This window comes from Thermus scotoductus DSM 8553, from assembly GCF_000381045.1.
GTDB classification, from domain to species: Bacteria; Deinococcota; Deinococci; order Deinococcales; family Thermaceae; genus Thermus; species Thermus scotoductus.
This window is the reverse complement of the sequence record NZ_KB905735.1, coordinates 37,694-62,163: the sequence shown is the minus strand read 5'-3', so window position 1 is coordinate 62,163 and position 24,470 is coordinate 37,694. Positions and strand designations below refer to the sequence as shown.

The 24,470-nt window shown below is 64.9% G+C and carries 27 protein-coding genes and 3 tRNA genes; 15 read left to right on the top strand and 15 right to left on the bottom strand.

The genetic code is table 11. The features are described 5' to 3' along the window. Window positions 1-53: 53 nt before the first annotated feature. From F604_RS0104220 to F604_RS0104205, 4 genes are all read left to right on the top strand, one after another. Entirely contained in the window at window positions 54-896 is an 843-nt protein-coding gene (locus F604_RS0104220; protein WP_019550542.1) for a DegV family protein, read from the top strand. Continuing rightward, window positions 880-1,722: a DegV family protein gene (locus F604_RS0104215; RefSeq protein WP_019550541.1), complete on the top strand. Its 843-nt coding sequence runs from the start codon at window positions 880-882 to the stop codon at window positions 1,720-1,722. The genes F604_RS0104220 and F604_RS0104215 overlap by 17 nt, the downstream gene beginning before the upstream one ends. A 3-nt stretch (window positions 1,723-1,725) precedes the next feature. Beyond that, window positions 1,726-2,184: a D-aminoacyl-tRNA deacylase gene (gene dtd, locus F604_RS0104210; protein ID WP_019550540.1), complete on the top strand. Its 459-nt coding sequence runs from the start codon at window positions 1,726-1,728 to the stop codon at window positions 2,182-2,184. Window positions 2,185-2,247: 63 nt separating this feature from the next. Continuing rightward, window positions 2,248-3,282 carry a fatty acid desaturase gene (locus tag F604_RS0104205; RefSeq protein WP_019550539.1) on the top strand — a complete coding sequence of 345 codons (1,035 nt, stop codon included), beginning with the start codon at window positions 2,248-2,250 and terminating at the stop codon, window positions 3,280-3,282. Window positions 3,283-3,326: 44 nt separating this feature from the next. On the opposite strand, the gene F604_RS0104200 is transcribed toward F604_RS0104205, so the two are convergent. The 3 genes from F604_RS0104200 to purH are packed head-to-tail and all read right to left on the bottom strand — an operon-like array spanning window position 3,327 to window position 5,414. Further along, on the bottom strand, window positions 3,327-3,668 hold the full coding sequence (locus F604_RS0104200; RefSeq protein WP_015716927.1) for a type II toxin-antitoxin system PemK/MazF family toxin: 342 nt from the start codon (window positions 3,666-3,668) through the stop codon (window positions 3,327-3,329). Further along, the gene (locus F604_RS0104195; protein WP_234944448.1) at window positions 3,659-3,907 is read right to left on the bottom strand and encodes a hypothetical protein; all 249 of its coding nucleotides are present in this window, start codon (window positions 3,905-3,907) and stop codon (window positions 3,659-3,661) included. Before F604_RS0104195 ends, F604_RS0104200 begins: the two co-directional genes overlap by 10 nt. A 16-nt stretch (window positions 3,908-3,923) precedes the next feature. Further along, entirely contained in the window at window positions 3,924-5,414 is a 1,491-nt protein-coding gene (purH, locus tag F604_RS0104190) for a bifunctional phosphoribosylaminoimidazolecarboxamide formyltransferase/IMP cyclohydrolase (protein WP_026328960.1), read from the bottom strand. 31 nt (window positions 5,415-5,445) lie between these two features. Here purH and F604_RS0104185 point away from each other — a divergent pair, with 31 nt between their 5' ends. From F604_RS0104185 to F604_RS0104175, 3 genes are all read left to right on the top strand, one after another. Next, window positions 5,446-5,832, top strand: coding sequence for a GatB/YqeY domain-containing protein (locus F604_RS0104185; RefSeq protein ID WP_015716924.1), 387 nt, complete (start codon window positions 5,446-5,448; stop codon window positions 5,830-5,832). Continuing rightward, complete coding sequence (locus tag F604_RS0104180; protein ID WP_019550537.1) at window positions 5,829-6,380, top strand: NUDIX hydrolase; 552 nt, start codon at window positions 5,829-5,831, stop codon at window positions 6,378-6,380. The genes F604_RS0104185 and F604_RS0104180 overlap by 4 nt, the downstream gene beginning before the upstream one ends. 68 nt (window positions 6,381-6,448) lie before the next feature. Continuing rightward, the gene (locus F604_RS0104175) at window positions 6,449-7,747 is read left to right on the top strand and encodes an acetyl ornithine aminotransferase family protein (protein ID WP_019550536.1); all 1,299 of its coding nucleotides are present in this window, start codon (window positions 6,449-6,451) and stop codon (window positions 7,745-7,747) included. Window positions 7,748-7,819: 72 nt separating this feature from the next. On the opposite strand, the gene F604_RS0104170 is transcribed toward F604_RS0104175, so the two are convergent. From F604_RS0104170 to F604_RS0104140, 7 genes are all read right to left on the bottom strand, one after another. Then, a complete protein-coding gene (locus F604_RS0104170) occupies window positions 7,820-8,959 on the bottom strand; it encodes a BMP family ABC transporter substrate-binding protein (protein ID WP_019550535.1) in 1,140 nt (379 codons plus the stop codon). Between the two features lie 3 nt (window positions 8,960-8,962). Continuing rightward, complete coding sequence (locus tag F604_RS0104165; RefSeq protein WP_019550534.1) at window positions 8,963-9,796, bottom strand: ABC transporter permease; 834 nt, start codon at window positions 9,794-9,796, stop codon at window positions 8,963-8,965. Next, window positions 9,796-10,845 carry an ABC transporter permease gene (locus F604_RS0104160; RefSeq protein WP_019550533.1) on the bottom strand — a complete coding sequence of 350 codons (1,050 nt, stop codon included), beginning with the start codon at window positions 10,843-10,845 and terminating at the stop codon, window positions 9,796-9,798. The genes F604_RS0104165 and F604_RS0104160 overlap by 1 nt, the downstream gene beginning before the upstream one ends. Continuing rightward, entirely contained in the window at window positions 10,842-12,311 is a 1,470-nt protein-coding gene (locus tag F604_RS0104155; RefSeq protein WP_026328959.1) for an ABC transporter ATP-binding protein, read from the bottom strand. The genes F604_RS0104160 and F604_RS0104155 overlap by 4 nt, the downstream gene beginning before the upstream one ends. Before the next feature lie 153 nt (window positions 12,312-12,464). Next, window positions 12,465-12,540, bottom strand: a tRNA-Arg gene (locus tag F604_RS0104150). A 37-nt stretch (window positions 12,541-12,577) separates the two neighbouring features. Then, window positions 12,578-12,653: transfer RNA gene (locus F604_RS0104145), tRNA-Gly, on the bottom strand. Window position 12,654: 1 nt separating this feature from the next. Next, window positions 12,655-12,731, bottom strand: a tRNA-Pro gene (locus tag F604_RS0104140). Window positions 12,732-12,803: 72 nt separating this feature from the next. Between F604_RS0104140 and tatA the strand changes: the two genes are divergently transcribed. Further along, complete coding sequence (gene tatA, locus F604_RS0104135; protein ID WP_019550531.1) at window positions 12,804-12,968, top strand: twin-arginine translocase TatA/TatE family subunit; 165 nt, start codon at window positions 12,804-12,806, stop codon at window positions 12,966-12,968. On the opposite strand, the gene F604_RS11880 is transcribed toward tatA, so the two are convergent. The 4 genes from F604_RS11880 to hslV form a co-directional block, all read right to left on the bottom strand. After that, window positions 12,958-13,317 (bottom strand): formate dehydrogenase accessory sulfurtransferase FdhD, encoded by a 360-nt coding sequence (locus tag F604_RS11880; protein ID WP_248644121.1) that lies wholly within the window; start codon window positions 13,315-13,317, stop codon window positions 12,958-12,960. The genes tatA and F604_RS11880 overlap by 11 nt on opposite strands. A 195-nt stretch (window positions 13,318-13,512) precedes the next feature. Beyond that, window positions 13,513-14,580 carry a tetratricopeptide repeat protein gene (locus tag F604_RS0104125; RefSeq protein ID WP_019550530.1) on the bottom strand — a complete coding sequence of 356 codons (1,068 nt, stop codon included), beginning with the start codon at window positions 14,578-14,580 and terminating at the stop codon, window positions 13,513-13,515. A gap of 9 nt (window positions 14,581-14,589) precedes the next feature. Continuing rightward, the gene (gene hslU, locus F604_RS0104120) at window positions 14,590-15,840 is read right to left on the bottom strand and encodes an ATP-dependent protease ATPase subunit HslU (protein WP_019550529.1); all 1,251 of its coding nucleotides are present in this window, start codon (window positions 15,838-15,840) and stop codon (window positions 14,590-14,592) included. Then, entirely contained in the window at window positions 15,837-16,379 is a 543-nt protein-coding gene (gene hslV, locus F604_RS0104115; protein ID WP_019550528.1) for an ATP-dependent protease subunit HslV, read from the bottom strand. Before hslV ends, hslU begins: the two co-directional genes overlap by 4 nt. A gap of 148 nt (window positions 16,380-16,527) precedes the next feature. Here hslV and F604_RS0104110 point away from each other — a divergent pair, with 148 nt between their 5' ends. The 7 genes from F604_RS0104110 (at window position 16,528) to bshA (ending at window position 21,891) form a co-directional block, all read left to right on the top strand. After that, a complete protein-coding gene (locus F604_RS0104110; RefSeq protein ID WP_019550527.1) occupies window positions 16,528-17,922 on the top strand; it encodes a sigma 54-interacting transcriptional regulator in 1,395 nt (464 codons plus the stop codon). After that, window positions 17,912-18,214, top strand: coding sequence for a type VII toxin-antitoxin system MntA family adenylyltransferase antitoxin (gene mntA / locus F604_RS0104105; RefSeq protein WP_019550526.1), 303 nt, complete (start codon window positions 17,912-17,914; stop codon window positions 18,212-18,214). Before F604_RS0104110 ends, mntA begins: the two co-directional genes overlap by 11 nt. After that, complete coding sequence (locus F604_RS0104100) at window positions 18,199-18,585, top strand: HI0074 family nucleotidyltransferase substrate-binding subunit (RefSeq protein WP_026328958.1); 387 nt, start codon at window positions 18,199-18,201, stop codon at window positions 18,583-18,585. Before mntA ends, F604_RS0104100 begins: the two co-directional genes overlap by 16 nt. Continuing rightward, window positions 18,582-19,805: a vWA domain-containing protein gene (locus F604_RS0104095; protein WP_019550525.1), complete on the top strand. Its 1,224-nt coding sequence runs from the start codon at window positions 18,582-18,584 to the stop codon at window positions 19,803-19,805. The genes F604_RS0104100 and F604_RS0104095 overlap by 4 nt, the downstream gene beginning before the upstream one ends. A 3-nt stretch (window positions 19,806-19,808) precedes the next feature. Then, window positions 19,809-20,075 (top strand): hypothetical protein, encoded by a 267-nt coding sequence (locus F604_RS0104090; protein WP_019550524.1) that lies wholly within the window; start codon window positions 19,809-19,811, stop codon window positions 20,073-20,075. Between the two features lie 81 nt (window positions 20,076-20,156). After that, window positions 20,157-20,654, top strand: a complete 498-nt coding sequence (locus tag F604_RS0104085; protein WP_015716894.1) for a hypothetical protein — start codon at window positions 20,157-20,159, stop codon at window positions 20,652-20,654. 103 nt (window positions 20,655-20,757) lie between these two features. After that, the gene (gene bshA, locus F604_RS0104080; RefSeq protein ID WP_019550523.1) at window positions 20,758-21,891 is read left to right on the top strand and encodes an N-acetyl-alpha-D-glucosaminyl L-malate synthase BshA; all 1,134 of its coding nucleotides are present in this window, start codon (window positions 20,758-20,760) and stop codon (window positions 21,889-21,891) included. A gap of 70 nt (window positions 21,892-21,961) precedes the next feature. Here the strand turns inward: bshA and lon are convergent, their stop codons facing one another. Next, window positions 21,962-24,388, bottom strand: a complete 2,427-nt coding sequence (gene lon / locus F604_RS0104075; protein WP_026328955.1) for an endopeptidase La — start codon at window positions 24,386-24,388, stop codon at window positions 21,962-21,964. Between the last annotated feature and the right edge of the window lie 82 nt (window positions 24,389-24,470).

Sequence of the window (24,470 nt, the reverse complement as noted above, 5' to 3'; positions counted from 1 at the left end):
GTACACTACACCACAAGCCTGTGGTATCTTGTCCGGGAGCACAAGGAGGAGATATGAAGGTAGCCTTGATCACCGACTCCACCTCTGACCTACCCAGGGCCTTAAGGGAACGCCTGGGGGTAAGGGTGGTGCCCCTTTACGTGAACCTGGGAGGACGCATCTACAGGGACTGGGAGGAGATCACCCCCGAGGAGATCTTCAAGAAGGTGCGGGAGGGGGAGGCCTTTCCCACCACCAGCCAGCCTTCCCCTGAGGATTTCCAGCGAGCCTACCAGGAGGCCCTGCAGGAGGCCGACCACGTGCTTTCCATCCACATCTCGGCCAAACTCTCGGGCACCGTGCAGTCCGCCCTTCTTGCGGCGCAAAACTTTCCGGAGCGGATCACCGTCTTTGACAGCCAGGCCGCTTCCTTGGGGATAGGCATGATGCTCCTGCGGGCCCACGAGCTCTTGCAAGCAGGCCAGGCCCTGCCCGAGGTCATCCGCGAGCTTGAGCGCATCCGCCAGGATCACTTCGTGCGCTTCAGCGTGGCCACCCTGGAGTTTTTAAAGCGGGGCGGGCGGATCGGCGGGGCCCAGGCCCTGTTGGGTACCCTCCTGGGCATCAAGCCCATCCTGACCGTAAAGGAGGGCCGGGCGGAGGCGGCGGGCCGGGCCCGGGGGGAAAGGAAGGCTAAGGAGGAAATCCTAAAGGACTTCCAAGCCTGGGCCAGGGGAAGGGAACATATCCGGGCCTTCTTCCTCTATAGCGCCGAGGAGGGTGCGGTCAGGGAACTGAAGGAAATGGTCCTCTCTTCGGGCCTGCCGGTGGAGGAAGCCCTGGCGAGCGAGCTGGGGGCGGTGATCGCCAGCCACATCGGCCCCGGAGCCTACGGGTTCTATGCCTACAGCCTCTAAAGTAGCCTTCGTGGCCGACTCCACCTTAGGCCTGTGCCCCGAAGAGGCCTTAAAACAGGGCATTCACGTGGTGCCCCAGCAGGTGATCTGGGGGAATAGAACCCTCCGCGACCAGCTGGACATCACCGACGAGGAGGTCCTAGACCTCCTGCGCCGAGGGGAGCGGCTTTCCACCAGCCAGGTGGCCCTCGAGGACCTGCGCTCCACCTATGAAACCCTACTGCAAACCCACGAGCGGGTTCTTTCCGTCCACGTGTCCGGCCACCTCTCGGGAACCGTGGCCACCGCCATGGCGGTGGCCCGGGAGTTCGGGGAAAGGGTCAAGGTGCTGGACTCCTGGTCCCTGAACGGGGGCCTCCTCTTGGTGCTGGAGGAAGCCCGCCGGCTTCTGATAAGAGGGGTGGCCTGGGAACACCTGGAGGAAGCCGTTGCCCCCTACCGGGAGAGGGTGCGGGGCTATGTCCTCCCCGAAACCCTTATCTACCTGCACCGCTCCGGGCGGATCTCCGGCCTGCAGAGGTTCATGGGCGGGCTTCTCAGCATCCTTCCGGTGCTGGAGGTCAAGGGGGGCCGGGTCCTGGCTGGCCCCCGGGTGCGGGGCTTCAAGGAGGGCCTGCGCAGGCTGGTGGAGCTCTTCCGCCGGGACTTCCCGGATGGGGGACTCGTTTACCTGGCCCATGCGGGCAACCCGGAGGGCGCCAGGACCTTGGGCGAGGCCCTGAGGGCGGAAGGCGTGGAGGTCTTGGGCACCTTGCGGGCAGGGGCTGCGGTGAGCGTCCACGCGGGCCCGGGCACCGTGGCCCTCTTCGCCGGGCCCAGGGGGTGAAGCATGCGGGCGGTGGTGCAACGGGTCACCGAGGCCTTCGTGGAGGTGGAGGGCGAGGAGGTGGGGAGGATCGGCCTCGGGCTTCTGGTCCTCCTGGGGGTGGGGCAAAAGGACACCGTGGAGGACGCCCACTACCTGGCCCGCAAGATCGTAAGCTTGCGCATCTTCCAGGACGAAGCCGGCAAGATGAACCGGTCCCTCAAGGAGGTGGGGGGGGAGGTGCTTTTAGTGAGCCAGTTCACCCTATACGCCGACACCCGCAAGGGCAACCGCCCCTCCTTTATCAAGGCCGCACCCCCCGATGTGGGGAAAAGGCTCTACGAGGCCGCCATAGAGGCATTCTTGGAACAGGGCGTGCACGTGGAAACCGGCATCTACGGGGCCCACATGCGGGTCCACCTGGTGAACGACGGCCCCGTCACCCTCCTTTTGGACTCGGAGGAGCGCCTTAGGCCGAGGTAGCCTCTCACCCCTCTCACCCTGGCCCCGGGGAGAATGGGGCGTGCTCCCGGGCACGGGGTAAAGATGAAAAAGATAGAACCCAGGGACTGGATCCCCCTTATTAAGCCCTATACCAAGCCCAACGTGGCCAGAAGCCTCCGCCAGGTGGCGAACACCCTCCTCCCCCTCCTCCTCCTCTTCTACCTGGCCCACCGGGCCCTTTCGGTCTCCCTCTTCCTTACCCTGGCCTTAGACGCCCTGGCCGCCCTCTTCCTGGTGCGCCTCTTCATCCTCCAGCACGACGCCGGTCACGGCTCCTTCTTCCCCAAGAAGTGGATGAACGACCTCCTGGGCTTCCTCGCCGGGGTCTTGACCCTCGTTCCCTACCACCACTGGCAGCTATCCCACGCCCGGCACCACGCCACCAGCGGCAACCTGGACAAACGGGGGGTGGGGGACATCTACACCATGACCCTGGAGGAGTACCTCAAGGCCAGCCCCTGGGACAGGCTCAAGTACCGCCTTTACCGGAACCCCTGGATCATGTTCTTCCTGGGGCCCATCTACGTCTTTATGCTCTCCTACCGGCTTCCTCTGGGCTACGGCTCGGACAAGCCTTCTGTGCGCAACTCCGTGGCCCTCACCAACCTTTTCCTAGCCCTTCTGCTGGCCGGAATCGTGGCCTTCTTCGGGGTTAAGACCCTCCTCTTCGTCTACCTGCCCATCCAGTACCTGGCGGGAATGATCGGCATCTTCCTCTTCTACGTGCAGCACCAGTTTGAGGATGTCTACTGGGAGCACAACCCTCGCTGGGAGCACTTGAAGGCGGCCATGGAGGGAAGCACCTACCTGAAGCTCCCCAAGGTGCTCCAGTGGCTCACCGGGAACATCGGCTTCCACCACATCCACCACCTGGCCCCCAAGATCCCCAACTACCTCCTGCCCAAGGTGCAGGAGGAGGTGGACCTGGTCAAGGTGGCCCCCACGGTTACCCTCAAGGATGCCTTCAAAATCGCCTTCGCCGACATGCACCTCTACGATGAGGAAAGCCGGAAGCTGGTGGGCTTTAAGGAGGCTCACCAGCGCCTGCGGGAAGCCCAAGGCAAGAAGGCCTACTAAGCGCTCCCTTGGGTTTAAAGGAGCCCTGCGGGGCTCCTTTTTGGTTACTCAAGACCCAAATGCTCCCGAATCCGAATGTCCAAAGCCTCTAGAAGATCCCCAGGAAGCGTCCCCAGGTGCGCCCTAACCCTTCTGCGGTGAACATGGCGGATGAGCTGGACCTGGGCTTTGCTGTCCCGGTCCAAACCGGTGCGGTCTGCAGGAAGGAATAGCTCAAAGGGATAAATCCGGGAAATGTTGGAAGTTAAGGGCACCACCACCAGAACCGGGGAGTAAGCGTTGGCCACATCGTTGGTCACCAGGATGGCGGGCCGCACCTTGGCGGCCTCCCCGGGACTTCCCGGGTCAAAGTCTACTAGGAGGATGTCGCCCCTTCTCAGCTCCACGAGGTCTCTGCCAGGGTTTCCTCCAAGCCGGAGTCCAGGAGGGGATCCTGGAGAAAATCAGCATCCTTGGCTAGGTCGCGGTACCCCTGGGCAAGCTCCACCTCTCTCAAACGCTTCAGGGCCAAGGCGAACACCTCGCTTCTGGTAAGGCCCAGGCGGGTGCGCATCTCCTCCACGTACTGCGCCAGGATAGGATCCAGGCTTATGGTGTAGCGCACATGGGCTTTCACACGTAACATCATACTCCATGTGCGCCTAGTGCTTAAAGTGCCGCACCCCGGTGAACACCATGGCCATGCCCAGCTCGTCCGCCGCCCGGATGGAATCCTCGTCCCGCACGCTTCCCCCGGGCTGGATGATGGCGCTGATGCCAAACTCCCCCGCCAGGCGCACCACGTCGTCGAAGGGGAAGAAGGCATCCGAGGCCAATACCGCCCCCCTGGCCTTCTCCTTGGCGGTCTTCAGGGCATGCTTGGCGGAGGCGTAGCGGTTGGTCTGCCCCACCCCAATGCCCAGGGTCTGGCCCCCTTTGGCCACCACGATGGCGTTGGACCGCACGTGCTTCACCACCTTCCAGGCAAAGAGGAGGTCCTGCCACTCCTCCTGGGTGGGGGCCTTTTGCGTGACCACCTTGGGCTCCATGGGATCCAGGGTATCCGCATCCTGGAGAAGCACCCCGCCCCTCAGGCGGCGGAGGTCCAGGTAGGGGCCTTCTGCAGGGAAGGGCACCTCGAGGAGCCGGAGGTTCTTCTTGCGGGAAAAGACCGCCAGGGCCTCCGGGGTGAAGCCCGGGGCCAGGACCACCTCCAAAAAGACCTCCCTCATGGCCTCCGCCGTGGGTCCGTCCACCTCCCGGTTAAAGGCCACGATGCCCCCGAAGATGGAAACCGGGTCCGCCTCGTAGGCCTTCCGGTACGCCTCCAAAGGACCTTCCCCCAAGGCCACCCCGCAGGGGTTCTGGTGCTTGATGGCCACGCAGGCAGGGCCCTCAAACTCCGAGACCAGGTTCCAGGCGGCCTCGGCGTCCAGGTAGTTGTTGAAGCTCATGGCCTTGCCCTGGAGGACCCGGGCCTCCAAAAGAGGCCCCTTTTCTCCATACACCCGGTAAAGGGCCGCTTCCTGGTGCGGGTTTTCCCCGTAGCGCAAGGGGCTTTCCCGCCTGAGGACCAAAAACTTCTCGGGGGGGAACTTCTCCCCGGCAAGCCACTCGGCAATGGCGGCGTCGTAGCTGGCGGTGTGGGCGAAGGCCTTGCGGGCAAGCTCCCTGCGGAACTCGAGGGAAGGGCCTTCCTCGAGGGCCTGAAGCACCCGAGGGTAGTCCTCAGGGTCGCACACGGGCAGGACCGCCATGTGGTTCTTGGCCGCCGCCCGGAGCATGGCGGGGCCCCCGATGTCGATCTGCTCCAGGGCCTCGGCGAAATCCGCTCCCCTGGCCACCGTCTCCCGGAAGGGATAGAGGTTGACCGCCAGGACCCTGATCCGCTCAAAGCCCAGGGCCTTGAGCTCCTCCTCCTGGTCGGGCCGGGCGAGAAGCCCGGCATGCACCTTGGGGTGGAGGGTCTTGACCCGGCCCTCGAGGACCTCGGGAAAACCCGTGAAGTCCGAGATGTAGGTGACGGGAAACCCCGCCTCCACCAAGGCCCTGTGGGTGCCCCCCGTGGCCAAGAGCCTATAACCAAGCCTTAAAAGCCCTTGGGCGAAGGGCACGAGCCCCCTCTTGTCGGAAACGGAAAGAAGCGCCCACATAAGGCGCATTCTACCGGCTACACTAAGGGGGATGAGCATCTACGAGGCCATCAAGGAAACCATCAAGGAGGCCATGAAGGCCCGGGACCAGAAGACCCTGGACTTCGCCCGGGTGGTGAAGGCGGAGCTGGACCGAAAAGGGGATGGTAAGCCCCTGCCCGATGTCGAGGCGGTGAAGGTGCTCAAGGCCCTGCGCGAGATCGCCCTGGAGCAGGGCAACACCTTTGAGGTGGAGTTTTTGGACCGCTTCCTCCCCAAGGAGATGAGCGAGGAGGAGATCGAGGCCTGGATCCGGGAAAACATAGACCTGTCCCAGTTCAAGACCCCCCTGGCGGCCATCGGGGTGGTGACCAAGGCCCTGGGCCCCAGGGCCCCCGGGGAGAAGGTACGGCGGGTCATCGAGCGCTTAGCGAAATGAGCCCTTGGGAACGGATAGAGCTGGAGGAGATCCTCACCGAGCCGGTGAGGCTGGTGAAGGAGAGGGTGCGCACCCACACCGGGAAGGAGCTCACCTACATCTACCGCCCGGGGCCGGTGGCGGCGAGTTTCGTCCTTCCCGTGACCGACAAGGCCACCGCCCTCCTCATCCGCCAGTACCGCCACCCCACGGGCAAGTTCCTCCTGGAGATCCCTGCGGGCAAGGTGGATCCCGGGGAAACCCCCCTGGAGGCCGCCCAACGGGAGCTTCTGGAGGAGGTGGGCGCCGAGGCCAGGCGGTTCTTCCCCCTTCCCCCCTTCCACCCCCAGCCCTCCTTCACCGCCGTAGTCTTCCATCCCTTTTTGGCCCTGGAGGCGGAGGTGGTGGGAAGGCCGGCCCTCGAGGACGGCGAACTTTTGGAAACGGTGGAGCTTTCCCTAAAGGAGGTCTACCGCCTCCTGGAAACGGGGGAAATCCAGGATGCCTCCACCGCCCTTACCCTCTTCTACGCCCGGCCTTACCTTAAGGCCGAGGGCCTTCTGGTGTAAAAAGCGCCACCTTCCCCGCATAAAATGCGCCTGGGAAAGGGATCCGTCCCCTGGTAGACTGGCCCCGTATGAAACCCAGGATCCACACCCCCCTGCCGGGACCCAAAGCCCAGGCCCTCCTGGAAAGGGGCCAGGCGGTCCTTTCCACCTCCTACATCCGGCCCTATCCCTTCGTGCCCGCTCGCGGGCAAGGGGTATTCCTGGAGGACGTGGACGGGAACATCTTCCTGGACTTCATGGCGGGGATAGCGGTGAACACCACCGGCTACGCCCACCCCCGGGTGCTGGAGGCGGTGCGGGCCCAGGCGGAACGCTTCGCCCACGTGTGCTTCTCCGACTTCACCCACGAGCCCACCCTTTCCCTGGCGGAAAGGCTGGTGGGAAGGCTTGGCGGAGGGTACCGGGTCTTCTTCGGCAACTCCGGCACCGAGGGGATCGAAGCCGCCATCAAGCTGGTGCGCCACCACACGGGAAGGCCTTACCTCCTGGCCTTTACCGGGGCCTTCCACGGAAGAAGCCTTGGGGCCCTCTCCCTCACCGCCAGCAAAAGCGCCTACCGCAAGGGCTTCTCCCCTCTCCTTCCCGGGGTGGTGCACGTCCCCTTCCCCAATCCCTTCCGCCCCCCCCTGGGGGCAAGGCCGGAAGAGGTGGGGAAAGCGGTGCTGGAATACCTGGAGCACCTTTTCCGCACCGTGGTTCCCCCGGAGGAGGTGGCCGCCTTCTTCTTGGAGCCCATCCAGGGCGAAGGGGGATATTTGGTGCCTCCGCCGGGATTCATCCCCGAGCTCAAGGCTCTTCTGGAACGCTACGGCATCCTCCTGGTGGCGGATGAGGTGCAGTCGGGCGCTGGCCGCACCGGGCACTTCTTCGCCCTCGAGCACGAGGGGGTCAAGGCGGACGTCTACGTCCTGGCCAAGGGCCTGGCCTCCGGCTACCCTCTGAGCGCCCTTCTTTTCCGGGAGGAGCTCGCAAGCTGGCGCCCCGGGGCCCACGGCACCACCTTCGGCGGCCAGGCGGTGGCCGCCGCCGCCGCCCACGCCACCTTGGACCTTTTGGAAGGGGGCCTCATGGAAAACGCCAGGCAGGTGGGGGCCTACCTCCTCAGGGAGCTCAAGGCCATGCAGGCCCGCTTCCCCTTCCTGGGGGACGTGCGGGGGAGGGGGCTCATGATCGGCCTGGACTTCGGCACCCAAGAGGAGGAGCGGCCCGACCTCAGGGACAAGGCCGTGGAGCTGGCCTTCAAGAAGGGGCTTCTCCTCCTCCCCGCCGGGCCTTCCGCCCTCCGCATCGCCCCGCCCCTCATCCTCAAGGAGGAGGAGGCGGCCATGGGGTTGGAGATCCTCGAGGCGGTCTTCCAAGCCCTCTAGTCCTAGCTTTCGCGGGCGGGATCAAGAAGGGAGGGCCAGGGAAATATCCCTGGCCCCCAGGCCTTCTCGGTTCTACCTGGGTTCCCCGGGCCAGTCCCCCACCACCCCAGGGGCCGCCCACTCCATGGTGAGGAGCTCCTCTAGGCTGGCCTTCCTCCCGGCGGGGATGCGCACCACTCCCTTGCGGTCTTGGATGGGGCCGGTGAAGGGATCAAAGGTGGGCTTGGGGCTTTGCATGTCCTTAAGCAGGGTCATGATGCGGTCGTAGACGCTCACCTTTTTCCCGCCCACCGTCAGGCTGGCCTTTTGCAACAGGGGAACGTGCTTGGGGTTGATGGGCACCCCGTAGTCCGCCCCCATCTCCACCGCCTTATGCTGGAGGAGCCAGAAGTAGTCCACGTTCTCCAGGTTCTTGGCGGTGTAAACCCCCTCCTTGACCTTCTTGAGGAAGTCAATGTAGATCACCTCCCAGCGCACGATCTGGCCGGAAACCACGTGGCCCGGGGCGAACTTCAGCATGGGGGTGTAGTGGCCGAAGGAATAGGCTCCTTTCTTGGCCGCCGTCTGGATCACCGTGGGGGTGTCCTCGGTGAAGGCAAAGACATCCGCTCCCTGGGCCAAAAGGGCCTCGGTGGCCTCCCGGGCCTTGGCCGGGTCGTACCAGGCGTTGATCCAGCGCACCAAAACCTGGGCCTTGGGGTTCACCGCCCGGACCCCCAGGGCGAAGGCGTTGATGTGCCGCTTCACCTCAGGGATGGGAAAGGCGGCCACATACCCCACCTTGCCCGTCTTGGAAAGGGCCCCTGCCGCCAGGCCGTTCAGGTAGTAGACCTGGTAGAAGTCCGCCATGTAGGTGGCCACGTTGGGGGCCCGCTTGATCCCGGTGGCGTGGGCGAAGATGACGTTCGGGTACTTCCTGGCCCCCTCGAGGACCGCCTCCATGTACCCAAAGCTGGTGGCAAAGATCACCTGGCACCCTTCCTTCACGAACCGGTCCATGACCGGAAGGGCCTGGGCCTCGGGCACGCTTTCCACATACCGGGTTTCCAGCCAGGGAAGGGCTGCCTCCGCCTTCTTACGCCCCTGGTCGTGGGCGTAGGTCCACCCGGCATCCCCGATGGGCCCCACGTAGATGAAACAGGCCTTGAGCTTATCCCCTTGGGCCCATGCCAACCCCAACGCCAGCAACAAAACGCCTAATGCCTTCCTCATCCTTCACCTCCCCCGGTCAAAGGGCTGGCCCAGGGCCTTAGGGGCCCGGGCACGGCCCGAAAGGGCCAGAACCAGGATAACCAAAAGGTAGGGCATGGCGGCGAAGGCCTCCGACGGTATAGGTACACTGCCCTGCAACCGGAACTGCAGGAAGAACAAAAGGCCAAAAAGATAGGCCCCGAAAACCGCCCTTAGGGGCTGCCAGGCGGCCAGGATCACCAAGGCGATGGCCACCCACCCCAGCCCCGAGGTCATGCCATCCGTCCAGGAAGGCCGGTAGGCCAGGGAAAGGTAGGCCCCCGCCATCCCGATAAGCCCGCCTCCCAGGGCCAAGGCCCCGTAGCGCACCCCATCCACGCTGACCCCGAAGAGATCCGCCGCCTTGGGGTTTTCCCCCACACTCCTCAGGTAAAGGCCAAACCGGGTGCGGAAGAAAAGGAGGTGAAGGCCGAAGGCCAAGGCCAAAGCCAGCGCCGCCAAAACCCCTTCCGGCAAGGGGTTGGGGAGGGGCACCCCCTCGTACCGCTTCCCCAAAAGCCCCGAGGCCCCAAGCCCCAAGGCGGCCAGGGCCAGCCCCGCCACGAACTGGTTGGCCCTCAGGGAAACGGCGAACACCCCCAGGAATAACCCCAGCAAAGACCCCACCCCCACCCCGGCCAGCACCCCCAGGACCGGGTGGGCTTCCAGACCCACGGCAAAGGCCGCCAGGGCGGCAAGGGCCATCATGCCCTCCACCCCCAGGTTCACCACCCCGCCCCGCTCGGAGAGAAGGGCCCCGAGCGAGGCCAGCAGGATGGGGGTACCGAAAAGGACCGCACGCAAAAGGGCCTCTTCCATCAGCGCCTCCAGACCAGGCGGTGGCGGCTTAAGGCCTCCGCCCCGATGAAGCTCAAAAGCAAAAGCCCCGCCACCACGTCCACCACCCGGAAGGGCATGGAAAGGGCAAGCTTCAACGCATCCCCTCCCGCCAGGACCAGCCCCAAGAGGGGAGCGGTGAGGAGAACCCCGAGAGGCCTCCCCCTGGCCAACCAGGCCACCAGGATGGCGGTGAAGCCGTAGCCCAGGGAGATCTGGGCCGGCTCCAAAAGCCTCAGGTGGATCCCCGCCACCTCCCCCACCCCCGAAAGCCCAGCTAGGAGGCCGGAAGAAAGCGCGGCCAGAAGGAGGAGCCTTCCCTGCTTCAAGCCCAGGTACCGCGCCGCCTTGGGATTTTCGCCCAGGATGCGCCACTCAAAGCCCAAAGGGGTGCGGAAAAGGAGAGTCTGAAGGAGCAAGGCTGCTGCGATCCCCAAAACCAGGGTGGGCCAGTGCACCAAGGTATCCCCCAGGCGGGGAAGCTGGGCTTCGGGGGGAAAGCGGTCCGTATAGAGGAAGCCGAAAACCTGCCTTCCCTTCCAGGGACCGGCCACCAGGTAAACCACCAGGTAGTAAGCCAGGTAGTTCTGCATGAGGGTGGTGAGGATCTCGTTGGCCCCGAAGCGCACCCGAAGCCAAGCGGCAATCCCCACCCATACTGCTCCCAGGCTACCCCCCAGGAGAAACATCAGGGGCAGGGTCCAAGGACCCGGGGGAAGGAAAAGGGCCACGTAAGCGGCCCCCACCGCCCCCAAAAGGAGCTGCCCCTCCGCTCCGATGTTGAAAAAGCCCACCCGGAAGGCCAGGGCTAGGCCCGAGCCGATGAGGAGAAGGGGGATGGTGCGCCGCGCCACCTCCGCCAAGCCCAGGGTATCCGTGAGGGGGGAGAAAAGGAGGGCGTACGCCTTAAGTGGGGGTACGCCGTAAGCCAGGAAAATGAGGCCCAAAAGAAAAAGGGCCAGGAGGAGAAAGAGGGCATAGGCTCCCAACACCTTTCCCCGGGTGGGGTTTGGCTCCAGCTCCCACCTCATACCCGCCCCTCCGTCATCATCCGCCCCAGGCGCTCCCGGTCCGCCTCTTCCCGGGGAATGGGTCCCACGAAGCGGCCATGGTACAAGGCCGCCACCCGGTGGGAAAGGCTTAGGATCTCATCCAGGTCCTCGCTCACCAGAAGCACGGCCGAGCCTGCCTGCACCAGGTCCAGGATGCGTCCGTGGACCTCCTCGCTGGCCCCCACGTCCACCCCATAGGTGGGGTGCATGGCGAGAAGCAAGCGGGGGCTTACCTGGAGCTCACGGGCCAAAATGACCTTTTGCACGTTCCCACCGGAAAGGAAACGCACAGGGGTCCGGGGGGAGGGGGTACGGATGCCGTAGCGCCCGATGAGGGCCTCCGCCTCTTTTTCCATGGCCCGGTGGTTCAGGATGCCCCCAGGAGCAAAGCGGCGGTAGGTCCTCAAGGCCAGGTTCTCCGCCACGCTCATGCCCTCCACCACGCCCATGCTCCGCTCCTCGGGAATGTGGGCCACCCCCAGGGCGAAAAGCCGGGCCGGGTCCCGGGGCCACGGGCCTTCCCTAAACCTTATCCTTCCCCGGAAGGGCCTAAGGCCCGCCAAGGCCTGCACCAGCTCGGCCTGTCCGCTTCCCGCCACCCCCGCTATCCCCAAGACCTCCCCTGCCCTTAGGCTGAAGGAAACCCCCTGGACGGGGAAACCGTGCCGGGGCACCAGAAGGTCCTCCACCTCGAGGATCACTTCCTCCCGGGGCGGGGGCACCTTGGGGGGCGGGGCCAGGCTCCGGCCCACCATGAGGCGCACCAGGAGGTCCTTGTCGGCCTCCTGGCGCAAGACCTCCCCCACCTTTTCCCCGGCCCGGAGGACGGCGATGCGGTCGGCAATGGCCAGAACCTCGTCCAGCTTGTGGCTGATGAAGATCACGGAAAGGCCCACGGCCTTCAGGCGTTGGATCTCCTGGAAAAGGGCCTCCGCCTCCTTGGGGGTCAAGACGCTGGTGGGCTCGTCCAGGATGAGGACCTTGGGGCGGTTCAGGAGGGCGCGCAAAAGCTCCACCCGCTGCTTCTCCCCCGCGGAAAGCCGGGCCACGGGCGCCTCGAGGTCCACGCCCAAAGGGTGGCCTTCCAATAGCGCCCTAAGCCGCCGCACCAAGGCCCGGCGGGAGAACACGGCCGGAAGGTCAAGCCCCAAGGCCAGGTTCTCGGCCACGGTGTGGGCCTCGATAAGCTCAGGATGCTGGGGCACGAGGGCGATGCCCAGGCGCTGGGCGGCCTTGGGGGACGGGATCCGCACCTCCTTGCCCTCCAGCAGAATCCTCCCCTCATCCGGGGCATAAAGGCCGTAGAGGATGCTCACCAGGGTGGTCTTCCCCGCCCCGTTCTCCCCCAGGAGGGCCAGAACCTCTCCCGGGGCCACCTCGAGGGTGATGCGGCGGTTGGCCACCACGGAACCGAAGCGCTTAGTGATGTTCTCCAGCTTCAGCATGGATCGGGCCTCGAGGGCCGGCCTTGAGGATACCACGCCTGAGCCCGCTTCCCAGCCCCCTCGGCAAGGGGAACCGCCGGCAAAAGCAGTACCTCAACCGTACCAAAGACCCCCGGCCATGCTACCGGGGGGTAAAGCATTGCGTCCTGGAAATGGCGGGCCCGGAGGGATTCGAACCCCCGACCTACCGCTTAGAAGGCGGCTGCTCTGTCCCCTGAGCTACGGGCCCATACGCGAAGCCGGGGTGAACCTTCACCCCGGCCATCTGGAGCGGGAGACGGGACTCGAACCCGCGACCCTCGGCTTGGAAGGCCGATGCTCTACCAACTGAGCTACTCCCGCGTGGTCGGGGCGGCCCGATTTGAACGGGCGACCCCCTGCTCCCAAAGCAGGTGCGCTACCGGCCTGCGCTACGCCCCGGGGCCTAAGGCCACCCCAGAGGCCACGATAACACTTGACCTCAAGAGGGTCAAGGCGTGCTACAATGGCCCCATGCAATTAGGTCCGGTGGAAATCCTCCTCATCCTTCTCGTCATCCTCCTCCTCTTCGGCGCCAAGAAGCTCCCCGAGCTGGCCCGGGGCATTGGCCAGTCGGCCAAGGAGTTCAAAAAGGGCCTCCAGGAAGGCGAGGAGAAGAAGGAAGAGCCTAAGGCCTGAGGACTCCCTCGGGCACCGGCATACCACCTGGGGCGTAGAGGCGGTAGCCTGTTGGGCGCACATAGGCGGCCAGGGCCAGGCCGTAGCGTTGGGCCAGGCTCACCGCAGGGGCTGTTGCGGTTACCGCCAAGAGCACGGGAGGCCGTACGCCCTCCAGGAGCATGTACCCTGCCAAGCGGTCCACGGCGTTGTGGCGGCCGATATCCTCGTTGAGGTAGAGAAGCTGTCCGGAAAGGTCAAAGAGGGCCGCTCCATGTATGCCCCGGGTCCAGGCGTAGCGCACCGCATGCTGGTGCAGTTGGGCCATGAGCTCCAGGGGAAGTTCGGGATCCAGGGGTATCTTCGGCAAGGGGGAAAGCCTGGCCTGGGTTCACCATAGCGTAGCCCCGCAGCGCAACCGCTATCCCGCACCCCCACCCCCCTCTCGGGAGCCCCGGGTAGGTGCAGCCTCCTTCAAACCTCCATATCCTCTTTCCCCCAATAAAGGTTACTCCTGGCACTGGAAGCCAGGAGTCCACCCGTTACATTTTCCACACCCAATACCCTACAGGCGCCTAAGCACCTCCTCCGCTTCCCTGTAGCCGGGCTTCAACTTTAAAGCCTCCTTGCACTGGTAGCGGGCACCCTCTTTGTCCCCCAGCTTCTCGTTGGCCAGGCAGAGCTGGTATCGGTACTCGGCCCGCTTGGGCTCGAGGCGCACCGCCACCGTAAGGCGGCTTTTGGCCTTCTGGGCATCCCCTAAAGCCAGGTAGACTTGGCCCAAGTAGTAGTAAGCGGCGGGGAAGCGCAAGGGAGCCAAAGCCACCGCATTCTCCAGGGCCACCCCTGCCTCCTTATGGCGGCCCAGGACGAAATAGGCCTGGCCCAGGGTGTACCAGCCCTCCGCGTCCAGGGGCTTGAGCCGGTGCCCCTCCTCCAGAACCCGCACCGCCTCCTCGGCCCGCCCCTTCACCATAAGGGCCGAGGCATAACGCACCCGCAAGCTTCCATCCTTGGGGGAAAGCCCCACCGCCTTGGCGTACTGCTCTAGGGCCTCGTCCAACCGGCCCGCGGCCAGATAGAGCTCGGCCAAGGCCGCCCTCACCTCTGCGGAATCCTGCAGGCTAAGGGCCCTCTTAAAGGCCTCCTCCGCCTTGTCCACCTGGCCCAAAAAAGCGTAGACCAAGCCCCGCTGGGCAAAGAGGGGGGCGTAGCGGGGATTCACCCGCTCGGCATCCCGCAGCACGGTCAGAGCCTGCTCCAGATAAGCCTTTCCCTTTTCCCGGTCCTCCGAGGCCCGATAGAGGGCCACATAGGCCTCGGAAAGAACCATGTATCCCCCAATGTACCGGGGGTTCCGGGCCACCAGGCCCTTGGCGTTTTCCAAAGCTGGGTTCAAAAGCCCCACTTTCAGCTGGGCCCGAGCCAACCAGTACAGGACATCGGGGTCTTGAGGCCTTTCCCGCAAGGCGCGCTCAAAGAGTTCCAGCGCCGCCTCGTACCGGCCCAGGGCGTAAAGCTGCACGCCCAGCTTCAAGGGATCCTGCTTTTCCACCTGGTTGGTTGGCGGAGGCGGGGTCTGGGCCAGGCCGGGTACCACTAACAAACCTAATGCCAAAAGGAACCAGCGCATCTTTCCCTCCTATAGCACGAACCGCGTCAGGTCGGGCGAGGCGAAAACCGCCTCGAGCCTTTGCTCCACATAGGCCCGGGTGATCTCCACCCGGCCCAGGTCCGTCTGGAAGCTGACCTCCTCCAGCACCCGCTCCAAGACCGTGGCCAGCCTCCTGGCTCCGATGTCCTCGAGCTCCTGATTGGCCCGGTAGGCCGCTTCAGCAATGGCCTTCAGGGCGTCCTCGTGAAAGACGAGTTCCGTGCCGTCTGCCCTCAAAAGCTCCGTGTACTGGCGGATCAGGGAGTTTTCCGGCTCCTTCAGGATGCGGTAAAACTCCTCCGGGCCCAAGGGAGAAAGCTCCACGCGGATGGGGAACCGGCCCTGGAGCTCGGGGATCAGGTCCGAGGGTTTAGCCACATGGAAGGCTCCCGCAGCGATGAAGAGCACGTGCTCGGTGGAGACCGGACCGATGCGGGTGGAAACCACCGTGCCCTCCACGATGGGCAGGAGGTCCCGCTGGACCCCCTCGCCGGACACATCCGGCCCCACCGTACCCTCCCGGCGGGCCACCTTGTCGATCTCGTCGATGAAGACGATTCCGTCCTCCTGGGCCCGCCTCCTGGCCTCCTCCTTCAACTCCTCCTTGTCGATGAGGCGCTCGGCGTGCTGGTTTTTGAGGACCTCCCGGGCTTCCTTCACCGTCATGCGCTTGCGCACCGGCCGCTTGGGAAGAAGGCCCTTAAGCATCTCCCCCATGCCGCCAAAGCCCTCACCCCCGAGGACGCCCATGAAGGGCAGGCTCATCTCCTCCTCCACCTGCACCTCCACCGAGAGGCTATCCAGCCGCCCCGCGCGCACCTCGGTCACGGAGGCGCGCAGAAGGGTGGCCAGCTCCTCCTCGGCCAAGGCCAGGGCTCTTTCCTCCACCTTCTTCTTCATTTCCTCCATCACCAGCTGGTAGCTGGCCTCGGCCAGGTCCCGCACGATGGCGTCCACATCCCGGCCCACATAGCCTACCTCGGTGAACTTGGTGGCCTCCACCTTGACAAAAGGAGCCCCCGCCAGGCGGGCCAGGCGGCGGGCGATCTCCGTCTTGCCCACCCCTGTGGGCCCGATCATGAGGATGTTCTTGGGGGTCACCTCCCGGGCCACCTCGGGCGGAAGTTTCTTCCGGCGGTACCGGTTTCTTAAGGCCACGGCCACCGCCCGCTTGGCCGCCTCCTGTCCCACGATGTGCTTGGAAAGCTCCCGGACGATCTCCGCAGGCGTGAGGTTCATGCTTCCCCCAGGGTGAGGACCGTAACCTGGCCCGAGGTGTAAAGGTCCACCTCAGCCGCAATCCTAAGGGCCTCCTCGGCGATCTCCCGAGCGGAAAGGCTGGAGTGCCGGTACAGGGCCTTGGCGGCCGCCAAGGCGTAGGGACCCCCAGACCCCACCGCCAAAAGAGGTTCTTCCGGGGTGATGACCTCGCCGCTCCCGGAGAGGAGCACCATCCCCTCCCGGTCGGCGGCGATGATCATGGCCTGGAGGTGACGCAACACCCGGTCGGTGCGCCAGAGCTTGGCGGTTTCCACCGCCCCCTTGAGCAGGTTGCCCCTGGCCTCCTTGAGCTTCTCCTCAAAGCGCTCGAGGAGACTTAAGGCATCCGCCACCCCACCGGCAAAACCCACCAGGATGCCCTCCCCCACCTCGAGGCGCCTCACCTTCACCGCCCCCCGCTTGAGAACGGTCTGGCCGAAGGTAACCTGGCCATCCCCGGCCAAGGCGGTGACCCCATCCTTGCGCACGGCCAAGATGGTAGTGCCATGGATCTCCACGAGAGGCACCTTACCCCTAGGGGATGAGAAGGGCGTTAGGCGAGGGTTATGAGGGGAAGGATGCCAGGCCCCTCAGGCGAGCCCAGGCCTCCTCCCGTTCGAAAGGGGGAATACCCTCCTTCAAAGCCGCACGGACTAAACTGGAGGGGTGAAGGCCAAGACCCTCGGCGAACTCCGGCGCACCTATCCCTTGGGTAAGCTTAAGCGCACCGTCAAGGACGAGGCCCGGGAAAACCTCAAGGAAAAGCTCCGCAAAGGGGAGCGGCTTTTCCCAGGCATCCACGGGTACGAGGACACCGTCATCCCCGCCTTGGTCCAGGCCATCCTGGCCAAGCAAAACTTCATCCTCCTGGGCACCCGGGGCCAGGCCAAAAGCCGCATCCTTCGCAGCTTGGTTAACCTTCTGGACGAGGAGATCCCCGCCCTGGCCACCGAGCTTAGGGACAACCCCCTATGGCCCATCTCGCCCGAAGGGAAGCGGCTTCTGGAGGAGGCCAAAGACGAGGCTCCCATCGTCTGGATAACCCGGGAGGAGCGCTATGTGGAAAAGCTCGCCACCCCCGACACCACGGTGGCCGACCTCCTGGGGGACATGGACCCCATCAAGGCAGCCCGCAAGGGAACGGGGATGGCGGACCTGGAAAGCATCCACTTTGGCCTTCTTCCCCGGGCCAACCGGGGCATCTTTGCGGTGAACGAGCTGGCGGACCTGGCCCCCAAGGTGCAGGTGGCCTTGTTCAACATCCTCGAGGAAGGAGACGTGCAGATCAGGGGCTACCCCATCCGCCTGCCCCTGGATGTCTGGCTGGTGTTCACCGCCAATCCCCAGGACTACACGGCCAGGGGACGGATCGTGACCCCCCTCAAAGACCGCATCGGCAGCGAGATCCGCACCCATTACCCCAAAACCCTCGAGGAGGGCCTTAGGATCAGTGCCCAGGAGGCCTACGTGCCGGAAGAGGTGGTGCTCCCCGAGTGGATCCGCCTTTCCGTGGAGGCCGTGGCCTTCGCCGCCCGGGAGGACCGCCGGGTGGACCAGACGGCCGGCGTCTCCCAGCGCCTTTCTATAAGCCTTCTGGAGGTGGTGGCCGCCAGCGCCGAAAGGCGGGCCCTTCTTCAGGGCACCCGGCCTGTGGCCCGCCCCCTGGATCTCTATGCGGGGCTTCCCGCCATCACCGGGAAGCTGGAGCTGGAGTACGAAGGGGAGCTCCAGGGGGCGGAAAAGGTGGCCCGGGACCTGGTGCAAAGGGCCTTCGGCATGGTCCTCCCCCGCTACCGCCCGAGGACCGATGCCATCGTGGCCTACTTTGAAGAGGGAAACCTCCTCACCCTGCCCGAGGGAAGCGTGGAGGAAGCCCTAAAGGCCATGGAGGAGGTGCCGGGCCTCCTGGAGGCGGCAAGGACCCTGGCGGAAAGCCAGGAGCCCGAGGTGCTCCTTTCGGCGGCGGAGTTCGTCCTGGAGGGGCTGGTGGGGAGGAGGAAGCTTGCCCGGGGCGAGGCGAGCTACCAGGCGGCAGAGCGCCCGAGGAGCTATGGCAACTAGCCTGGAGTCGGACAAAGAGGCTGTCCTTACCGCCCTAAGGCCCTACCTCCAGGGCACGGGAACCCGGCTTTACCTCTTCGGCTCCTTCGCCCGGGGGGAAGGGCGGCAGGCCTCCGACCTGGACCTCGCCCTCCTCTCGGAAAGGCCCCTTAGGGACCTCCTGCCCCTCCTTAAGGAGGCCCTGGAGGAGGCCCCCGTGGTGCGGCGGGTGGACCTGGTGGACCTCACCGAGGCCGAGCCCGCCTTCCGGGAGCGGGTGCTTAGGGAGGGAATCCTGTGGGCCGAGCTCTAGAGCGGATCCGGGTGGCGGAAAAGGCCCTGGCCACCCTAGCAGAGCTTGCCTTCCTCAAAGACCCAAGCCCCGTGGAGCGGGACGCGGCCATCCAGCGCTTTGAGTACACCTTCGAGGCCTTTTGGAAAGCTCTCCAAGCCTACCTTCGGGAAGTGGAGGGGCTGGAGGGAGCAAGCCCCAAAAGGGTCATCCGCCTAGCCCGCGAGGTGGGGCTTTTGGAAGAGGAAGAGGCCCGCTTGGCCTTAGGCATGGTGGACGACCGCAACCTCACGGTCCACACCTATAACGAAAGCCTGGCCCGGGCCCTCTTCCTGCGGCTTCCGGAATACGCTAGGCTTATGGAACAGGTCTTGGGAAGGTTGCAAAGATGAAGGCCATCCGCTATAGCCGCTACGAGGGAAGCCTCGAGGACCTCTCCCCCGAGGAGATCCTGAGCCTCCTCGAGGACTTCCTCCTGGACTCCGGGTTTTCCGATCCCTTCCAGCGCTACGACCCTGACCCCGAGCGCCAGCCCACCCTGGAGGATCTCTACGATGCGCTCCTCGAGGCCCTCCTCAAAAACGAGCTAGTGCCGGAGGACTGGCTTAGGGAAGCCCGCTTCGCCGACCGCAAGGAGGAAACCCGGCTCCATCAGGCCATTACCCGCCTGATGGAAAAGCTCCGTGAAGCCGGGTATATCCGCCTTCCCGGAGAGGATCCCACCAACCCCGCGCAAGGCGGGTACAAGGGCGAGGCAGGTGAGGCCCGCTTTGAGCTCACGGAAAAGGCCTCGGATTTCCTGGGCCTAAAAAGCCTGCGGGAGCTCCTCGGGGCTCTGGGCCGAAACGCTCCTGGGCTCCACCCCACTCCCCACCACGCCCCAGGGGTGGAGAAGACAGGGGAAACCAAGGAGTGGGAGTGGGGAGACCCCTTGGAGCTCAACGTGCCGGAAACCCTCAAAAAGGCCATGGCCAAGGGGCTTACGGAACTCTCCCACGGGGACTTGGTCATCGACCTCTCCGAGTACACCGCCAGCATGAGCACTGTGGTCCTCTTAGACTGCTCCCACTCCATGATCCTCTACGGGGAGGACCGCTTCACCCCTGCCAAGAAGGTGGCCTTGGCCTTGGCCCATCTGATCCGCACCCAGTACCCCGGGGACCGGGTGCGCTTCGCCCTCTTCCACGACACCGCCGAGGAGATCCCCCTTTCCCGGCTCCCCCTGGCCCAGGTGGGCCCTTACCACACCAACACCAAGGCGGGGCTGGAACTGGCCAGGACCCTCTTGAAAAAGATGGGCGGGGAGATGCGGCAGATCATCCTCATCACCGACGGTAAGCCCTCGGCCATCACCCTTCCCAGCGGGGAGATCTACAAAAACGCCTGGGGCCTCGATCCCCTGATCCTGGCGGAAACCCTAAAGGAAGCCACCCTAGCCCGTAAGGAAGGCATCCCCATCCACACCTTCATGCTGGCCCGGGAACCCGAGCTCCTGGCCTTCGTGAAAAGGCTTTCCCAGATCACCCGGGGTAAGGCCTACCTCACCCACCCCGGCAACATCGGCCGGTACCTGCTCCTGGACTTCCTGAACAAGAAGGTCCAAAGGAACTGAGCCATGAAGCCCCTCAAGCGCCAGGGAGCCTCCCACCGGAAGGGGAACGGGAAAACCCTCTGGGTTTTCCGCTTGAGCCTTCTTCTGGAAAGGCTCCGTCCTCGTGTTTACCTAAAACCCCCTCCCACCCTGGTGCAGGAGCTTAAGCAGGTGCACCAACCCCTCCGCCTGGACCTCTCCTACTACGCTGCCCGTTCAGGCCAGGAGTACGTGTTGATTCCCTGGGATGCCTACATGGAGGAGGGGGAGGAAATCCTGAGAAGTCTTTGAGGGGCTAGGGCATCCTCTTTATTCCAAGATTCAGGCCCATTCCTCACATGCCCTTTGCCCCTGTCATGGCACCATGAAGGCATGGGCGCGCGGATATCCAGGTGGCTGGCGATCCTGGCCCTCCTGGCCCTACCTGGGGCCCTGGCCCAAGACTGGCGGCTTACCCGCAGCCAAACCCTAACCCAGGCGGGGGCCCGGGAATGGCGGTACACCCTTGGCCCTTCGGGCAAGGAAGCCCAGGAGCTTTGGCGCAAGCTTTCCAGCCAGTACCAGGACCACCTGCGCGCGGGATACCGGGTGGACCTCGGGGCCTGGCGGGTTTACTTCCTGGGGGGGAAGCTAAGGCTTGAACCCCACTGCCCAGCGGTGAACCCTGCTTGCTTCACCTTTGGAGCCCTTCCTGTGCCCAAGGAGCGGCAAGACCGCTTCCTCCTGGAGCTTTCTCAACTCCTGCACCAGGCCCTTACCCAGGCTCAAACCACCGGGGGCGTGGTCCTTCTATCGCGGTTATTCCGCCTCGAGGTTCCCCGCGGGGCCAATCCCCCTTATCCCGCAAGCCCCTCAGGCTGGCGGCCCTGAGCGCTCCCCGTCCCCTACGGTAAACTGGGGGCATGACCTTCTTTGGCCAACCAATCGGGGAACATCCTAAAGGTGCGTCTCCCATGGGCAAGGGTCCGGGGGAATGGGTTCTCTCCTCTCCCCTTTTGCGGGTTTGGGCGTGAGGGTGCTGAGGCTGGGCCTGGTGGCCTACCCTGGCCTCGGGGGTAGCGGCATCGTGGCCACGGAGCTGGCCCACCGCCTGGCCCAGATGGGCCACCGGGTTTACCTCTTCGCCACGGAAAGGCCCTTCCGCCTGCCCAAGGATAGCCCTGTGGTCTACATCCCCGTGGACCTGCCCTTTTACCCTGTCTTCCCCGGCCCCCTTTACACCCTCTCCCTGGCCGGGGTGCTGGAGCGGGAGGCCAGGCGGCTCGGCCTGGAGCTGGTTCACACCCACTACGCCATCCCCCACGCCGCCGCCGCCTACCTGGGGCTTGGCGAGGAACTCCCCCTGGTGCATACTCTCCACGGCACCGATGTCTCGGTGCTAGGGATGGACCCGGCCTTCCACGGACCCACCCGAAAGGCCCTCCAAAGAGCCAAGGCCACCACCGCGGTGAGCCGGGCCCTAGCCCAGGAGGCGCAGAAGGCCTTCGGGGTCAGCCCCGTGGTCATCCATAACGCCGTGGACCCGGACCGCTTCTACCCCAGGCCGGAGCGCAAGAAGCTCTACGCGGAGGAAGGGGAGTGGCTTTTGGTGCACGCTTCCAACTTCCGCCCCATCAAAAGGGTGCCGGATATCGTGCGGGCCTTCGCCAAGGTGCGGAGGAAGGTGCAGGCCAGGCTCCTTCTTCTGGGGAAGGGACCGGAGGAAGGGGAGGCGAAGCGGGTTGCGGAAGAACTCGGGGTGGAACGCTGGGTCACCTTCCATCCCCCCACTCCCCATCCCGAGGAGATCCTGGGAGCCGCCGATCTTTTCCTGCTGGCCTCGGAGGAGGAATCCTTCGGGCAGGCGGCCCTCGAGGCCCTGGCCAGCGGGGTTCCCGTGGTGGCCACCGCCGTGGGAGGGGTTCCCGAGCTGGTACGGCCCGAGGTGGGTCGGCTGGTGGAGCTTGGGGACCTGGAAGGCTTCGCCCAGGCGGTGCTGGACCTCCTCGCCCATCCCAAGCTCCCCAGCATGCGCAAGGCCGCCCGGGAGTACGCCATCGCCCGCTTTCACCCTGAAAGGATCACCCAGGCCTACCTGGAGGTGTACCAAAAGGCCCTTGAATCATAGGAACAAAGCCCCGCCGGGCAAGCCACCCGGCGGGGAGAAAGGGCACCCCTTAACCCGCTAGAGATCACCCCTAGGCATGGGCCACCACTTCCTTTTTGGACCGCGCCCTGGATCCCTTGGCCTTGGCCTCCCGGGCCCTATGCTCCAAGGCCTTGAGCCCGCCCACCAGGGCCAGGTCCAGGACCTGGTCCAGATGCTCCACGAAGTGGAAGGTCATGTTCTGGCGCAGGGGCTTGGGGATGTCGCTGAGGTCGGCTTCGTTCTGCTTGGGAAGGATCACCTCCCTAATCCCCGCCCGCCTGGCCCCCAGCACCTTCTCCTTGACCCCGCCAATGGGAAGCACCCTGCCCGTGAGGGTGATCTCCCCGGTCATGGCGATGTCGTGGCGGACGGGCACCTCCGTGAGGGCGCTGACCAAGGCGCTCACGATGGCCACCCCGGCCGAAGGCCCTTCTTTGGGGATGGCCCCCGCGGGCACGTGGATGTGGATGTCCGACTCCTCAAAGCGCTTCAGGGGAATGCCAAAGCGCTCGGCGTTCCGCTTGGCGTAGGAAAGCGCCGCGCGGGCGGATTCCTTCATCACATCCCCAAGCTGCCCGGTGAGGATCAGGTTCCCCTTGCCGGGCATCACGGAAACCTCCACGAACATGATGTCCCCGCCCACCGGGGTGTAGTACATGCCCGTGGCCACCCCCACCTGGGGCTCGCGGGCCTCGGTTTCCGGCAAGTAGCGGGGCGGGCCCAGGTATTTTTCCAGGTCCCTCTCCGTGATGCGCACCCGTTTCTTGCCCTCTTCCAGGATCTGCCGGGCCGCCTTGCGCAGAAGGGATCCGATCTCCCGTTCCAGCTGGCGCACCCCGGCCTCCCGGGTGTAATGGGTGATGAGGCGCATGAGGGCTGCCTCCGTAATCACCACCTGGCCCTCGCTAAGGCCGGTTTCCCGCATCTGCCGGGGCAGGAGGTAGCGCTTGGCGATCTCCAGCTTCTCCTGCTCGATGTAGCTGGTGAACTCGATGGCCTCCATCCGGTCCCAGAGGGGGGCGGGGATGTTCTGAGGAAAGTTGGCGGTGCAGATGAACATCACCTCGGAGAGGTCAAAGGGCACCCCCAGGTAGTGGTCCACAAACTCCTTGTTCTGGGCGGGGTCCAGCACCTCCAAGAGGGCCGCCGCGGGGTCCCCCTGGTAGGAGATGCCCAGCTTATCCACCTCGTCCAGCAGGAAGACGGGGTTCTTGGTGCCCGCCTGGCGCAGGCCCTGGATGATGCGTCCGGGCATGGCCCCGATGTAGGTGCGCCGGTGCCCCCGGATGTCGGATTCATCCCGCACGCCGCCCAAGGAGATCCGCACGTACTTGCGGCCCAGGGCCTCGGCGATGCTCTTGGCGATGGAGGTCTTCCCCACCCCAGGAGGCCCCACGAAGAGGAGGATGGGCCCCTTGTTCACCTCGTCCGGTGGGATTTCCCCCCGCTTGGCCCGCTCCGCCTTTAGCTTCCGCACCGCCAGGTACTCCAGGACCCGGTCCTTCACCTTCTCCAGGCCGTAGTGGTCCCTTTCCAGGATCTCCTTGGCCCGGTTTAGATCCAGGTTGTCCTCGGTGCGGGTGTTCCAGGGCAGGTTCACGATCCAGTCCAGGTAGGTGCGAATGACGCTGGCCTCGGCGGAATCGGGGTGCATACGGGCGAAGCGGTTGAGCTCCCGCTCCACCTCCTGGCGCACCACGGGGGGCAGGTTGAGTTCCTCCACCTTCCTGCGGAACTCCTCCACCTCCTCGGCACCCTCCTCCCCGTGGAGCTCCCGCTGGATGGCCTTCATCTGCTCCCGCAGGAAGTACTCTCGCTGGTTACGGTCGATCTCCTCCTTGACCTGTTGCTGGATGCGCCTTTGCGTTTCGATGAGCTCCAGCTCCGCCTCGAGGAGAACCAAAACCCGCTTTAGCCTCTCCGCCACATTTTGGGTTTCCAAAACCCTCTGCTTGTCCTCCAGGCGGAAGTCCATGTGGAAGGCGATGTAATCGGCGAGCTGGCTCGGGTCTTCCAGGTTGAGGACGAACTGGGCCACCTCGGGAGCCAGGTACTTACCCTCCTTAAGGAGGGCCTGGAACTTGTCCTTCACCTCCCGCACCAGGGCCTTGACCAAGGTGGGGTCAGCGGGTTCATCGGAGAGAACCTCCCCCCTGGCCTCGAGGTGGTCCCCCAGGTCCAGCCATTCCTTCACCCGCACCCGGGCAAAGGCCTGGACCAGGACCTGGACCGAGCCATCGGGGTTTTTGCGCATCTTGAGGATGTTGCAGGCGGTCCCCACCGGGTAAAGGTCTGAGGGTCTGGGGTTTTCCACCTCCTTGTCCTTCTGGCTCACGATGAGAAGCACCCTCTCCCGGGCCAAGGCCTCGTCGATGGCCCGGATGGAGATGGGCCTACCGGCATCGATGGGCATCACCATGGTGGGGTAGATGACCGAGCCCCTCACCGGGCAAACGGGCAGGGTTTCTGGTAGCATGGTTTCCCTCCTTTCCTTGATCTCGTCCATATCCTAAGCCTACCTATGTCAAGTTTACTGCATCATGGGCTTTAGCACAAAG

Coding starts and splice junctions, on each gene's coding strand:
- F604_RS0104220 (WP_019550542.1), top strand. CDS start 54: ATGAAGGTAGCCTTGATCACCGACTCCACCTCTGACCTACCCAGGGCC.
- F604_RS0104215 (WP_019550541.1), top strand. CDS start 880: ATGCCTACAGCCTCTAAAGTAGCCTTCGTGGCCGACTCCACCTTAGGC.
- dtd (WP_019550540.1), top strand. CDS start 1,726: ATGCGGGCGGTGGTGCAACGGGTCACCGAGGCCTTCGTGGAGGTGGAG.
- F604_RS0104205 (WP_019550539.1), top strand. CDS start 2,248: ATGAAAAAGATAGAACCCAGGGACTGGATCCCCCTTATTAAGCCCTAT.
- F604_RS0104195 (WP_234944448.1), bottom strand. CDS start 3,907: ATGTTACGTGTGAAAGCCCATGTGCGCTACACCATAAGCCTGGATCCT.
- purH (WP_026328960.1), bottom strand. CDS start 5,414: ATGTGGGCGCTTCTTTCCGTTTCCGACAAGAGGGGGCTCGTGCCCTTC.
- F604_RS0104185 (WP_015716924.1), top strand. CDS start 5,446: ATGAGCATCTACGAGGCCATCAAGGAAACCATCAAGGAGGCCATGAAG.
- F604_RS0104180 (WP_019550537.1), top strand. CDS start 5,829: ATGAGCCCTTGGGAACGGATAGAGCTGGAGGAGATCCTCACCGAGCCG.
- F604_RS0104175 (WP_019550536.1), top strand. CDS start 6,449: ATGAAACCCAGGATCCACACCCCCCTGCCGGGACCCAAAGCCCAGGCC.
- F604_RS0104170 (WP_019550535.1), bottom strand. CDS start 8,959: ATGAGGAAGGCATTAGGCGTTTTGTTGCTGGCGTTGGGGTTGGCATGG.
- F604_RS0104165 (WP_019550534.1), bottom strand. CDS start 9,796: ATGGAAGAGGCCCTTTTGCGTGCGGTCCTTTTCGGTACCCCCATCCTG.
- F604_RS0104160 (WP_019550533.1), bottom strand. CDS start 10,845: ATGAGGTGGGAGCTGGAGCCAAACCCCACCCGGGGAAAGGTGTTGGGA.
- F604_RS0104155 (WP_026328959.1), bottom strand. CDS start 12,311: ATGCTGAAGCTGGAGAACATCACTAAGCGCTTCGGTTCCGTGGTGGCC.
- tatA (WP_019550531.1), top strand. CDS start 12,804: ATGCAATTAGGTCCGGTGGAAATCCTCCTCATCCTTCTCGTCATCCTC.
- F604_RS0104125 (WP_019550530.1), bottom strand. CDS start 14,580: ATGCGCTGGTTCCTTTTGGCATTAGGTTTGTTAGTGGTACCCGGCCTG.
- hslU (WP_019550529.1), bottom strand. CDS start 15,840: ATGAACCTCACGCCTGCGGAGATCGTCCGGGAGCTTTCCAAGCACATC.
- mntA (WP_019550526.1), top strand. CDS start 17,912: ATGGCAACTAGCCTGGAGTCGGACAAAGAGGCTGTCCTTACCGCCCTA.
- F604_RS0104095 (WP_019550525.1), top strand. CDS start 18,582: ATGAAGGCCATCCGCTATAGCCGCTACGAGGGAAGCCTCGAGGACCTC.
- F604_RS0104090 (WP_019550524.1), top strand. CDS start 19,809: ATGAAGCCCCTCAAGCGCCAGGGAGCCTCCCACCGGAAGGGGAACGGG.
- F604_RS0104085 (WP_015716894.1), top strand. CDS start 20,157: ATGGGCGCGCGGATATCCAGGTGGCTGGCGATCCTGGCCCTCCTGGCC.
- bshA (WP_019550523.1), top strand. CDS start 20,758: ATGGGTTCTCTCCTCTCCCCTTTTGCGGGTTTGGGCGTGAGGGTGCTG.
- lon (WP_026328955.1), bottom strand. CDS start 24,388: ATGCTACCAGAAACCCTGCCCGTTTGCCCGGTGAGGGGCTCGGTCATC.